A 12,211-nucleotide genomic window follows, 5' to 3' on the forward strand; every position below is an offset into this window, starting at 1 on the left:
GTGTCATTGTGACGAGCCCGGTTGGGGAAAGAGGGCTTTCTCCGGCTCGTCACGGAGAACCGACATGGCAAAGGCGAAAGTTGAGAAGATCACGCTGTCCCAGGCGCGGGACATTCCATTCGACAAGCTGGTGCTCAGCACCCGCAACGTCCGGCGGGTGCGCGCCGGTGTATCGATCGAGGAACTGGCCGAGGACATCGCCCGGCGCACGCTGTTGCAGTCCCTGAGCGTGCGGGCGGTGATCGGTGAAGACGGTCAGCCCGCCGACAGATACGAGGTGCAGGCCGGCGGCCGCCGCTACCGGGCGCTGGAGCTGCTGGTCAAGCGGAAGCGGCTGGGTAGACAAGCCCCGATCCCCTGCATCGTGCGCGAGGACGGCATTCTGGAAGAGGATTCGCTGGCCGAAAATTGCCAGCGCGTATCACTCCACCCGTTGGATCAATTCCGCGCCTTCCAGTCGCTCAAGGAGCAGGGCCTCGGCGAGGAGGAGATCGCCGCCCGCTTCTTCGTGACGCCGCAGATCGTCAAGCAGCGGCTGAAGCTGGCCAGCGTGTCGCCGAAGCTGCTCGATGTCTATGCCGCCGACGAGATGACGCTCGAGCAGCTCATGTCGTTCACCATCGCCGACGACCATGCCCGGCAGGAGCAGGTCTGGGAGACCGTGCAGCGCGGCTACAACAAGGAGCCCTATTGCATCCGCAAGCTGCTGACCGAAAACTCCATCCGCGCCTCCGACAAGCGCGCCCGCTTCGTTGGGCTCGCGGCCTATGAGGAAGCCGGCGGCATCGTGCTGCGCGACCTGTTCTCGCAGAATGACGAAGGATGGTTGCAGGACGCGGCGCTGCTGGAGAAGCTTGTCGCCGAGAAGCTCGCTACCCAAGCAGAGGCGATCAAGGCCGAAGGCTGGAAGTGGATCGAGGTCGCTCCGGATTTCCCTTACGGCCACACCGCCGGCCTGCGCCGCGTCATGGGCGAAACGGAACCGTTGTCCGACGAGGAGCATGCCCGCCGCGAAGCGCTGCGGTCCGAGTTCGAAGAGATCGAACAGCGCTATTTCCAGGAAAGCGACCAGGATCTGCCCGAGGAGATCGACCGGCGTCTCGCCGAGATCGAGGCGGAGCTCGACTCCTTCGAGGAGCGGCTGGTTCGCTATGATCCCGACGGGGTCACCCGCGCCGGCGCGTTCGTCTCCATCGACGGCGACGGCCGGCTGAAGATCGAGCGCGGCTATGTCCGTCCAGAGGACGAAGCCCCGATCGCGGATGACGGGGGTGATGCTAGCGAAGCAAGAGGCGATGTCGATGCAGCATCGCCAGGCTCCGACGAAGGCGCGCAATTCGCATCCAATCAGGATCCAACGAACACGAGTTCCTTCGACGCCGACGCGGATGGTGAGGAAGACGGCCTGAAGCCGCTGTCCGAGCGCCTGATCATGGAACTGACAGCGCATCGGACACTCGCCCTGCGCGATGCGGTGGCCGGCGATCCGGACATCGCCTTCCTCGCCGCGCTGCATGCCCTCGTTCTCCAGACCTTCTGGCGTTATCCGACGGCGAGCTGCCTGGAGATTCGCGCCGAAAGCCCAACGCCGACCGTTCAGGGGCCGGGGCTGAAGGAGAGCCAGTCGGCGACGGCCATCGACGAGCGGCACGCCAATTGGGAAAAGCAGCTTCCCGACGAGCCCGACCTACTCTGGGAGTTCCTTTGCGATTTCGACCACGACAGCCGCATGGCGCTCTTCGCCCATTGCGTATCGCTCACCGTCAACGCAGTGCATGAGCCGTGGAACCGGACACAGGGACGCCGGCATCATGCCGACCAGGTCGCCTGTGCGGTTTCGCTCGATATGACCGCGGCCGGGTGGAAGCCGACGGTGGAGAACTACCTCAATCGCGTGCCGAAGGCCCGCATCCTCGAGGCGGTCACCGAGGCCAAGGGCGCCGGCATGGCGGAGCTCATTGAAGGGCTGAAGAAATCCGACATGGCCGAACAGGCCGAGCGCCTTCTGGCCGATACCGGCTGGCTGCCCGAGCCGCTGCGCACGCCCGGCGTCGAGCCCGTGGCGGTCACGGGCGAACCGGGGTCCCCGGAGCCGGATGCCTCGCCATCGGAGCCTCCCGCCGCCGCTGAACTTCCGGCTTTCCTCACCGCTGCCGTATAAGCGGCTGCTCTCTCAAATCCATCCACTTAAGCCCGGTCCCCGTGCGGCGGAATGTTCGCGCGGGGCCGGGCTTCGCGCTTTTCTGGAGATCGAAATGCTGAATTCGACCAACCCTGCCTACACCCCATGGGGCAAAGCCGACTATGAAAAGGTCTATGCCGAGGGCATCGTCTTCTACGGCACACCGTCGCATGGCGGCTTCAAGCTCGACCGCGAGCGAAACGCCAAGGTTCATCCTGCTCTGCGCGAGAGGGACGGATTCTACGAGGAGGATTGCGCCTGGGCGAAAGTTGCCTTCACCTTCCCCGACGTCTTCTCCGAGAAAGACCGCGAAGCGGCGATCCGCACGCTGAAGGAATGGTATCCCGACGAATACGAGACTGTCGCAGGCGTCATTCTTGCTCCCGGCGAATCCCACGCCAAAGACGAGCGGCTGTTCCTTGAACGCCACGCCAACGACTGGATCGTCATCAGCGCGATCAGGTCGGACCAGCATCCCGGCATGGTCGAGTGCATCGCCACAATAGGCGGCCGACGCGGGCAATGGGGCAAGTCCGATTCTGCCGAGCGGCGCTATCTCGTGCCGGATGCCGAATATGACCGGCGCGGCAAATTCGGCTTCGTCATCGATCCCACCCGCCACGCGCTCTATGACGGCCCTTCCAGCTTCATCGCACGGAGGGCGGCGTCATGAAATTCATCGTCACCCTTCAGGCCACGGCCGAAATCGAGGAGCGCTGGGAAATTGAAGCCACGAGTACGGAAGAAGCGCAAGCCATCATCGATGATGGCCTGCTCCATGAGCACCGATTCATCCGTGACAAGGTTCTCGGCGAAGAACACGACCGCGAGATTCTGTCAATCATCCCGGCGCCCTCGGAAGAAGAACCATGCTGCCAATGCCGCAACTGCAATTGGCATGGGTCAGTCGATAAGGCCGACCCCGTTCATGATATGTGGTCGCGTGTGCTGCCGGGCGAAATTATGCCGGCGGGCGATTGTCCCGACTGCGGCGCGCTCGTTCATCTGGTTTCGGGAGCCTGACACATGGCTATTCCCGATCACATCCGCGCCAATTTCGAGACTCTGCTGCGTGCAGCCAGAAACGGCGACCTTGCCTTGATGGAATGCACGGATGCGTCCAATGGCATACCGCGTTATGTACTCGCCGCCGTGCAGCGTGACGATGGCGGCGAATACCTTTTCACGCCCTTCGGCCATCTGGCGGAGCGGAATCCCTACGAGGCTTACCGGCCGCCAGAGTGAGAGCAGACCGGGATGAGGGCGGGCCGGGAGCGGGCAAGAGAGAGCCTGCCCCGGCCTTTTCCTGAAACCTCAATCCCGGAGCAATCTCATGAATCTGATGACGCCAGCGGCGGCGGTGACGACCGCCGCACCCATCCGTGCGCCCGAAGAAGAGGCCGCCTGCATCCTCAAGGCGGCGGAGCGCATTCTCACCGATCTCGAACGCGGCATTCTCATCGAGGCCCGCGTCCTGCGGCAGGCGATGGAGGAGGCGTTCGGCGGTTCGGACGCCGAGGGTTTCTGGACGTGGAAAGCTGCATACGAAGCTTGCGAAGCCGCGCAGGTGCTGTTCCTCCGCAAATATGGTCGCGCCATGCGGGAGAAGGCGGGCTCGCCCGTAGCGATGCTCGCCATGCTTTCCCGCATCGCCGAGCTTCTTCCCACCCACACCCGCCGCACGCAGGAGTCCGAGGAGTTCCAGCAGTTCAGCACACCCATGCCGCTTGCCTATGCGGCCAGCATCGCGGCGGGCCTCACTGGCGACGATGCGGTGCTGGAGCCGTCAGCCGGCACGGGGATGCTTGCCGTATTCGCCGAGATCATGGGTGCGCGGATGGCGCTCAACGAGATCGCCGATACGCGGGCCGCGCTTCTGCGGCGGCTGTTTCCGGACAACCCGGTCAGCACGCATGACGCGGCCAGCATCGATGATCGGCTGGCGGACGATGTCGCTCCGTCGGTCGTTCTCATGAACCCGCCCTTCTCGGCGGCGCTCCACGTGCAGGGGCGCGTGTCCGACGCGGACTTCCATCACGTGCGCTCGGCGTTGGCTCGGCTGCCCAAGGGCGGTCGCCTGGTCGCCATCACCGGGCACAATTTCCCCGTCGATAAGCTGAACGGCGCGGTACGCTTCACCTGCGTCGTGGACGGCTCCGTCTATTACAAGCACGGCACCACCTTCGACACGCGCCTCACCGTCATCGACAAGTCGCTTGAAACGGCTTCGCCGCCGGTTTCGCCGCGCGCGGAGAACGCCGCCGAATTGCTCGCCCGCCTCATCGAACATCTGCCGCCTCGCTTGGAGGTGGACGGCGAGATCAGGCTCGGGGCAGCGGCGAAGCCCGCTGTTGCGCGCAAGGTCGCGCCAATCGCGCGCAGACCGCAGCCCGTCATTTCTGCGGCGCACGAAGCTGTCGAGCTTCCCTATGAGCCCATCGAATGGAAGCCAGCCGAGGGCGCCGACCTGACCGACGCGCTCTACGAGGGCTACGCCCTGCAGTCGATTCGTATCCCAGGCGCCAAGCCGCATCCGACGAAGCTGGTGCAGTCGGTGGCCATGGCCTCGGTGGCGCCGCCGCGCCCTTCCTATCGGCCGCATCTTCCGGTGCATATAATAAAGAGCAGCGCCCTCTCCGACGCTCAGCTTGAGAGCGTCATCTACGCCGGCGATGTGCATTCCGGGCATCTCGTGGGATCGTGGACGGTCGATGAGACCTTCGACAATATCCATGCTGCACCGGAAGGCGCCGAGAATGCCGTGCGCTTCCGCCGCGGCTGGTTCCTGGGCGACGGCACCGGCTGCGGCAAGGGCCGGCAGGTTGCCGGCATCATCCTCGACAACTGGATCAAGGGCCGCCGCAAGGCGGTGTGGATCTCCAAGTCCGACAAGCTGATCGAGGACGCGCGGCGCGACTGGTCGGCGCTCGGCATGGAGCAACTGCTCGTCCAGCCCCTGTCGCGCTTCAAGCAGGGCACGCCGGTTCGGCTGTCGGAAGGGGTGCTGTTCGTGACCTACGCCACCCTGCGCAACGAGCCGCGCCTGCGCCAGGTCATCGACTGGCTGGGAGACGGCTTCGACGGCGTGATCGTTTTCGACGAAGCCCATGCCATGGCCAACGCCGCCGGCGGCAAGGGTGAGCGCGGCGACCAACTTCCCTCCCAGCAGGGCCGCGCCGGGTTGCGCCTGCAGCGCGCCTTGCCGGACGCTCGCATCGTCTATGTCTCCGCCACCGGCGCCACGGACGTGCGCAACCTCGCCTATGCCGAGCGGCTCGGCCTGTGGGGCGGCGAGGATTTCCCTTTCGCCAATCGAGCCGAGTTTGTGCAGGCGGTCGAGGCCGGCGGGGTCGCGGCCATGGAGGTGATGAGCCGCGATATGAAGGCCCTCGGCCTCTACACGGCGCGGTCGCTGTCCTATGAGGGCGTCGAGGTCGAGATCGTCGACCACAATCTCACCCCGGCGCAGGTGGAAACTTACGACGCCTATGCTGAAGCGTTCCAGGTGATTCACTCCAACCTGAATGCCGCCCTCGAAGCCTCGAACGTCACCGGGGAGCGAAAAACCCTCAACGGCCAGGCGAAGTCCGCCGCCCTGTCGGTGTTCGAGGGCGCCAAGCAGCGCTTCTTCGCAGCGCTGCTTTCGGGGCTGAAGACCGCCACGCTCATCAAATCCATCGAGGCGGACTTGGAGACGGGCCATGCCGCAATCGTCCAACTGGTTTCAACTGGCGAGGCGATCCTCGATCGCCGTCTGTCCGAGATTCCAGCCGAGGAATGGGCGGACCTGAACGTCGATTTGTCGCCCCGCGACGTGATCCTCACCTATTTGCAGCATGCCTTCCCGACGCAGCTTTATGAGCCTTATACAGACGAGGACGGCAATTTGCGCTCGCGCCCCGCGTTCGATGCCGAGGGCAACCCGATCCAATGCCGCGAGGCCGTCGCCTCCCGCGACCGGATGATCGAGCGTCTCGCCTCGCTCGATCCCGTGCCAGGCAGCCTCGACCAGATCATTCAACGCTTCGGGACAAACAAGGTAGCGGAAGTGACGGGACGGTCACGGCGGATCGTGCGCAAGGGCGATCGGCTTTGTGTCGAAAACCGTCCGCCCTCGGCCAATCTCGCCGAGACGCAGGCCTTCATGGATGACGACAAGCGCATCCTGATCTTCTCGGACGCCGGCGGGACGGGCCGTTCCTACCATGCCGACCGGGGCGCGAAAAATCAGCGCCTGCGCGTCCATTACCTGCTCGAAGCGGGCTGGAAGGCCGACACCGCCATTCAGGGACTCGGCCGCTCCAACCGCACCAATCAGGCGCAGCCGCCGCTGTTCCGCCCCATCGCCACGGACGTGAAGGCCGAGAAGCGCTTTCTTTCGACGATTGCCCGCCGCCTCGATACCCTTGGCGCCATCACGCGCGGGCAGCGCCAGACCGGCGGCCAGGGGCTGTTCCGCGCCGAGGACAATCTCGAAGGCGATCAAGCCCGCGCGGCGCTCAGGCAGTTCTATTACTGGCTGGCGCAGGGCGCCATTCAGGGTTGTTCGTTGACGCAGTTCGAGGAAATGACCGGCCTGACGCTGACCTTCGATGGCGGCAACATGAAAGAGGATTTGCCGCCGATCACGACGTTCCTCAACCGGCTGCTGGCGCTGCCCATCGCCATGCAGAACACGCTGTTCGCGGCGTTCGAGGAGATTTTGAACGCCCGCATCGAGGCGGCGATTGCAGCGGGTGTCCACGATATCGGCCTGGAAACCATCCGCGCCGAAAGCCTGATCGTCACCGACCGGCGCACCGTCTGGCGGCACGACAGCGGCGCCGAGACGCGGCTGTTCACGATCGAGCGGCGCGATCGCAACCGCCCCATGACGGCGGAAGAGGCGATCACCATCGAAGGCGGGCGATTGCTCGTCAATGAGCGCTCGGGCCGCGCCGCCGTCAAAACTTCCGCGCCGAGCCTGATGCTCGATGACGGCAGCATGGAACGCCGCGTCCGGCTGTTGCGCCCCATGCAGCGCGACACGATGAGCGTCGATGACTTCGCCGCCACGCATTGGAAGGAAGCGGAGAGGGAAGAATTTTTCGCCGCATGGGAAAAGGAGATCGCCGGAATCCCGGAATTCTCGACGAGCACGTTCCATCTCGTCACCGGCCTCCTGCTGCCGATCTGGCGGCGTCTTCCGGAGAGCAACGCCCGCGTTTATCGGCTGCAAACCGATGATGGCGAGCGCATCATCGGCCGCATGCTGACGCCGGTTGAGGTGGAAGCGTTCTGCCGCAATATCGGCATGGAGGCGCCGAAGCTCTCCGCCGGGGACGCCTGGGGCCTGATCAATGAAGGCAAGGTCACGGCCCATCTCGCCGATGGCCTCGTGCTCCGCCGCGCGCGCGTGATGAACGAGAGCCGCATCGAACTCACCGGCTTCACCTCCGGCATGGTTGATGCCCTGAAGGCCCGCGGCCTGTTCGGCGAGATCATCTCCTGGAAGCTGCGGTTGTTCGTGCCGGTGGGCGAATCCGGCAAGGCGGTTTTCGAGAGCCTCGCCGACCGCTGGCCGCTCACCGAAATCGTGGATCGGGGGTGACATATGTCCCGCGCCGCCGATCTGTCGCGCCGTCTCGGTGAACAGGCCGAGGCGGTGTGCCGCTATTACCTGCCGAACGGCCGCCGCCAGGGCCGATACTGGATCTGCGGCGATGTCATGGGAACGCCGGGGCGGAGCCTCTATGTCCGCCTTTCCGGCGAACGCAAAGGCAAGTTTTGCGATGCCGCTGATGGAACGCATGGCGATCTTCTCGACCTCATCGCCCTCAATCGCGGCCTCGACTTCCGCGCCGCGCTCGATGAGGCGCGGGGATTCCTCAGCCTGCCGGTTCTCCCGATCCGCCAGGTCGCCCCGCATGCGCCGTCGGGCTCTTCCGAAGCGGCGCGGCGACTCTTTGCCGCGTCGAGGCCGATCCGGGGCACGCTGGCGGAACGCTATCTCCAAAGCCGCGGCATCATTCTACCTGCGGACGTTTCCGTCCTGCGCTTTCATCCGCGCTGCTTTCATCGCGGGCCTGCGGGGCGCGAGATATGGCCGGCGCTCATCGCCGCGGTCACCGATCTAGACAGCGCCATTACTGGCGTGCATCGCACTTGGCTTGATCCTGGCGGCGCCAAGGCGCCTCTCGATCAGCCCCGCCGCGCCATGGGTCATCTCGCCGGAAACGCGGTCCGGCTCGGCGTTGCCTCCGACGTCCTGACAGCGGCGGAAGGCATCGAAACGGCGCTGGCGCTCAAGACCGCGATGCCCGCCATGCCGGTCGTCGCTGCACTCTCCGCCGCCCACCTCGCTGCCCTGGTTCTGCCCGCGTCGCTGCGTCGTCTCTATGTCGCGCGCGACAATGACGGGGCCGGGCGCTTTGCGGTGGAACGATTGCGCGCCCGCTCCAGAGCCGACGATATCGACATGCGCGCGCTCGCCCCGAGGACAGAGGATTTCAACGCCGATCTCCTGACGCTCGGCCCGGACCGGCTCAGGGCATGGCTCGCCGAGCAGCTCGCTCCGGACGATGTTCAGCGTTTCCTGGTCGCGGATGAGCAGAGGCGATGCATGTGAAGTCCGTCAGCGCCGGACGGGCGAGGAGCGGCATCGGGGCCGGCCTTCCGGTTCGCAAGGGGCCGCGCCACGGCCTTTCCAAGAGAGGGATCTGCCAGCGCCGGCCGGCTTTGCAACGGCCTTGCGGCCGTCCTCCACTTCGTTGCGGCCCGGCGGGTGCAAAGCCGCCCCTTGGCGCTGGCGGGCGATCCCCGGAAAGGCCGCGACGGGCGCGGCTTTGAGACCGGGAGACAGACCCATGCTGCACGACCTCTTCACCGACGACGCCATCGAACCCCATCACGCGGCATCGCCAACCGCCCATGTCCTCGACGAAATGGCGCTTCACGGTACCCGTCCCGGTCCGGACGATCCGGAGCGCCTGACCGTGCCCGAAGCCGACCGTGCCGAGCAGGAGATCGAGACCGCCGCAGCCGCCCTCATCGCCCTCATGGTCGACACGGCGCTGGATGACGATCTCGACGACGTCCTCTGGGGCTTCGCCAATCTCTTCCACCGCCGCATCGCCTGGCTCGACCGCTTGCTCGATGACAACGAGATGGCGCAGCGGCGCTCGGCAAGCGAGCAGGACGGCTCGGAGGTCAAATCGGTCGAACTCGAGCGCCTGACTGCCCGCGGCGAGGCATTGCTCGAACGCCGCGCCGCCTTCGAGAGCCTCCGCGATCTTGCCGCCATCCAGTTCGAATCTGCGACCGGTTCCGCCTGGCGGCCGCATACCGGCTCGATGACGAACCGGCGGATGATGACGGCGGCCATGATCGACAGCCGCGATTTCATCGCCGCCAAGCGCCGGGCCGAGACCGAGCCATTGTTGCCCGCCGGTCCGCGCATCGCCTTCACCGGCGGCGTCGATTGCAACGATCACACCCGCATCTGGGACGCCCTCGACAAGGCGCGCGCCAAGCATTCCGACATGGTGCTCATCCATGGCGGATCGCCGAAGGGCGCCGAGAAGATCGCCGCCTGCTGGGCCGACAATCGCGGCATACCGCAAATCGTCTTCAAGCCCGATTGGACCCGCCACAGGAACGCCGCACCCTTCAAGCGCAACGACCAGATGCTCGAAGCGCTCCCCATCGGCGTGATCGCCTTTCCCGGTTCAGGTATCTCCCAGAACCTGGTCGACAAGGCGCGGAAGATGGGAATCGCCGTGTGGCGGTTCGGCGAGGGCGGCGCCAAATAGGTGTCGCCACTTTTTTCCGTCTGACAATTGAGAATACAAACGTCTGGTACACGCTACGAACCAGCGCATCGATCGTCTCGCCGAACTACCGCACTCGACCCGAAGCCGCCATGCATCTAGAGCACTTGATCCCGCCAGGCTGAGGGCGATGATCCAAACTGGCGCTTGAAGGCTCTGCTGAAAGCCTCTTCCGAGCCGTAACCCGACTGCCGTGCGGTGGTGGCAATGGAGACGCGGTCGTCGCGCAGTACCTTGGCAGCCAAATGAAGGCGCCATGTCGTCAGATAGCGCATGGGCGATATGGCGAGCAGCCGATCGAAGCGGCGGACGAGAGCCGAGCGCGAGAGGCCAACCTCCCGCGCCAGCATCTCAACATTCCATGGCTCGGTCGGCCTCGAATGCAGGACGGTGAGCGCGCGGCAGGTGTGGCGGTCCTTCAGCGCCGCCAGCCAGCCGACATCCTCCTCGCGCAACTGCGCCACATAGCGCCGCAGCATTTCGATGAACAGCAATTCGGTTAGCCGCGCCATCAGGCAGGAAGCGCCGGGTCCGCCTCTAATGGCCGCGTTGACGAGGTAGCGCCTGTTGACGTCGATCCACTGTCCTCCCGAACCCGGATCGCGCCTGACGACCAGTAAGTTCGGAAGGCTTGCGAGAAACGGATCAAACAGGAGCAGGTCGCAACGCAAATAGATACAGACCACGCGCGCAAGTTCCCCGCTCCCGCCATGGGTCAGCACCGGCAGTGTCGTCCATGGCGGGGACGGGAAGAGGGACGCGATGGGCACCGGAGCAACCTCGCCATTTCCCATGCGATGAGCATGTCCGTGCGGGAGCCCGACAATGTCGCCTTCATGCAGCATGCGACGTTCGTGGCCGTCGATCTCGACCCAGCAGTTTCCCTTGGCAACGATGTGGAAGATGATCAGCCGGTTCGCGCCGGGATGAAGGAGACGAGCGACCGCATCGGCGGGCGGATTATCGCATGACCAGGGTGCATTGAATTCGGTCCGGAGCAATGCCGCACCGGTGACATGGAAGACTCTCAATATGTCGGAAAGCACGTCCGTGCCGCTTGGGCCTGGGGTGGTACCCTCATCAAAGGGCATTTCAGTCAGGAAATCGGACGTTTCAATCATTCCAGTGTGCCTTCCCGGCCGATAGTCTAACCGCCTCACACAGCCTCGCAACATCCGAAAAAGACCCAGTCCCGACGCCTCTGGCGCTCCTTTCGAGGCGTGCAGCGCGTGATGATGTCGGCTCAACTCAGGAAGGAGAAACTACATGCCGAGGACTGAGATCAATGGCATGCAACTCCACTGGGAGCTTGATGGCGGTGCCGGAGCCCCGATTGTTCTCGTGCATGGCTCATGGGGAGACCACCACAACTGGGCGCCGATCGTCCCGGCGCTTTCAACGTCGTTCCGGGTTCTCACATATGACCGACGCGGGCACAGCGGCAGCGAGCGCCCCGAAGGCCAGGGCAGCGTTCTCGATGATGTTGCCGATCTGGCGGCGCTCGTCGAGCATCTCGATCATTTCCCGGCGCACGTCATCGGAAATTCCTTCGGCGCCTCGATCGTTCTTCGCTTGGCCGGAGAACGACCCGAATTGTTTCGCAGCCTGATCGTGCATGAACCACCGCTTTTCGGTCTCCTCAAGGATGAACCGAAGGCCCGGTCCATGTTGGTCGCGGTCCAGGAACGCATCGCGGCCGTCGTCGAATTGCTTACGGCCGGCGATTTCACCGGCGGTGCCCGGCAGTTTGTCGAGACCATAGCGTTCGGGCCGGGAGCGTGGGAAAATCTTCCACAGGCAACGCGCGACACTTTCGTTTTCAACGCTCCGACATGGCTCGACGAAGTACGAGACCCGGATGCGTTGGAGATCGATCTCAATTGCCTAAGAAAATTCTCCGCCCCTGCTCTGTTGACGGTCGGAGAGCAGAGCCCACCCTTCTTTCCTCTTGTGGTCGACCGGATCGCCGACGCCCTTGCGCAGGCGGAACGATATACCTTTGCCGAGGCGGGTCACGTGCCACATCTGAGCCACCCCGAAGAGCATGTGCGTGTTGTCGCCGGTTTCATTCAAGGCGCTGCGGTGTCGAGTGTCGGCACATAAATTCAACCGGAAAAACGGCATGATCCGCAATATGCTCGTTCCGATAGGGGGGCGAAGGACGGTCTTCTACCCAACTACGACTTTCAGATCGCCATAGGACGGTGATCGATTGGGGCGA

9 protein-coding genes are annotated in these 12,211 nt (G+C 64.5%); 8 read left to right on the forward strand and 1 reads right to left on the reverse strand.

The genetic code is table 11. The features are described 5' to 3' along the window. Positions 1–64 precede the first annotated feature (64 nt). From ACOOE1_RS21375 to ACOOE1_RS21405, 7 genes are all read left to right on the forward strand, one after another. The gene (locus ACOOE1_RS21375) at positions 65–2,161 is read left to right on the forward strand and encodes a ParB/RepB/Spo0J family partition protein (protein WP_420404215.1); all 2,097 of its coding nucleotides are present in this window, start codon (positions 65–67) and stop codon (positions 2,159–2,161) included. A 94-nt stretch (positions 2,162–2,255) separates the two neighbouring features. Then, positions 2,256–2,855, forward strand: coding sequence for a DUF7007 domain-containing protein (locus tag ACOOE1_RS21380; protein ID WP_420404216.1), 600 nt, complete (start codon positions 2,256–2,258; stop codon positions 2,853–2,855). Beyond that, positions 2,852–3,205, forward strand: a complete 354-nt coding sequence (locus tag ACOOE1_RS21385; protein WP_420404217.1) for a hypothetical protein — start codon at positions 2,852–2,854, stop codon at positions 3,203–3,205. The genes ACOOE1_RS21380 and ACOOE1_RS21385 overlap by 4 nt, the downstream gene beginning before the upstream one ends. A gap of 3 nt (positions 3,206–3,208) precedes the next feature. Next, positions 3,209–3,427, forward strand: coding sequence for a DUF6117 family protein (locus ACOOE1_RS21390; protein WP_420404218.1), 219 nt, complete (start codon positions 3,209–3,211; stop codon positions 3,425–3,427). 88 nt (positions 3,428–3,515) lie between these two features. Further along, complete coding sequence (locus tag ACOOE1_RS21395) at positions 3,516–7,772, forward strand: strawberry notch-like NTP hydrolase domain-containing protein (RefSeq protein ID WP_420404219.1); 4,257 nt, start codon at positions 3,516–3,518, stop codon at positions 7,770–7,772. A 3-nt stretch (positions 7,773–7,775) separates the two neighbouring features. Further along, positions 7,776–8,789 (forward strand): DUF7146 domain-containing protein, encoded by a 1,014-nt coding sequence (locus ACOOE1_RS21400; RefSeq protein ID WP_420404220.1) that lies wholly within the window; start codon positions 7,776–7,778, stop codon positions 8,787–8,789. A 238-nt stretch (positions 8,790–9,027) separates the two neighbouring features. Next, entirely contained in the window at positions 9,028–9,972 is a 945-nt protein-coding gene (locus ACOOE1_RS21405) for a DUF2493 domain-containing protein (RefSeq protein ID WP_420404221.1), read from the forward strand. A 116-nt stretch (positions 9,973–10,088) separates the two neighbouring features. On the opposite strand, the gene ACOOE1_RS21410 is transcribed toward ACOOE1_RS21405, so the two are convergent. Next, positions 10,089–11,111 (reverse strand): AraC family transcriptional regulator, encoded by a 1,023-nt coding sequence (locus ACOOE1_RS21410; RefSeq protein WP_420404222.1) that lies wholly within the window; start codon positions 11,109–11,111, stop codon positions 10,089–10,091. 145 nt (positions 11,112–11,256) lie between these two features. Between ACOOE1_RS21410 and ACOOE1_RS21415 the strand changes: the two genes are divergently transcribed. Continuing rightward, positions 11,257–12,093 carry an alpha/beta fold hydrolase gene (locus ACOOE1_RS21415; protein ID WP_420404223.1) on the forward strand — a complete coding sequence of 279 codons (837 nt, stop codon included), beginning with the start codon at positions 11,257–11,259 and terminating at the stop codon, positions 12,091–12,093. The last annotated feature ends 118 nt before the right edge of the window (positions 12,094–12,211 follow it).

Origin of the sequence: Nisaea sp. (assembly GCF_965216895.1) — a bacterium.
GTDB lineage: Bacteria > Pseudomonadota > Alphaproteobacteria > Thalassobaculales > Thalassobaculaceae > Nisaea.

Bases quoted from the DNA above. Each gene is read 5' to 3' on its own strand.
- ACOOE1_RS21375 (WP_420404215.1), top strand. From the start codon at position 65: ATGGCAAAGGCGAAAGTTGAGAAGATCACGCTGTCCCAGGCGCGGGAC.
- ACOOE1_RS21380 (WP_420404216.1), top strand. From the start codon at position 2,256: ATGCTGAATTCGACCAACCCTGCCTACACCCCATGGGGCAAAGCCGAC.
- ACOOE1_RS21385 (WP_420404217.1), top strand. From the start codon at position 2,852: ATGAAATTCATCGTCACCCTTCAGGCCACGGCCGAAATCGAGGAGCGC.
- ACOOE1_RS21390 (WP_420404218.1), top strand. From the start codon at position 3,209: ATGGCTATTCCCGATCACATCCGCGCCAATTTCGAGACTCTGCTGCGT.
- ACOOE1_RS21395 (WP_420404219.1), top strand. From the start codon at position 3,516: ATGAATCTGATGACGCCAGCGGCGGCGGTGACGACCGCCGCACCCATC.
- ACOOE1_RS21400 (WP_420404220.1), top strand. From the start codon at position 7,776: ATGTCCCGCGCCGCCGATCTGTCGCGCCGTCTCGGTGAACAGGCCGAG.
- ACOOE1_RS21405 (WP_420404221.1), top strand. From the start codon at position 9,028: ATGCTGCACGACCTCTTCACCGACGACGCCATCGAACCCCATCACGCG.
- ACOOE1_RS21410 (WP_420404222.1), bottom strand. From the start codon at position 11,111: ATGATTGAAACGTCCGATTTCCTGACTGAAATGCCCTTTGATGAGGGT.
- ACOOE1_RS21415 (WP_420404223.1), top strand. From the start codon at position 11,257: ATGCCGAGGACTGAGATCAATGGCATGCAACTCCACTGGGAGCTTGAT.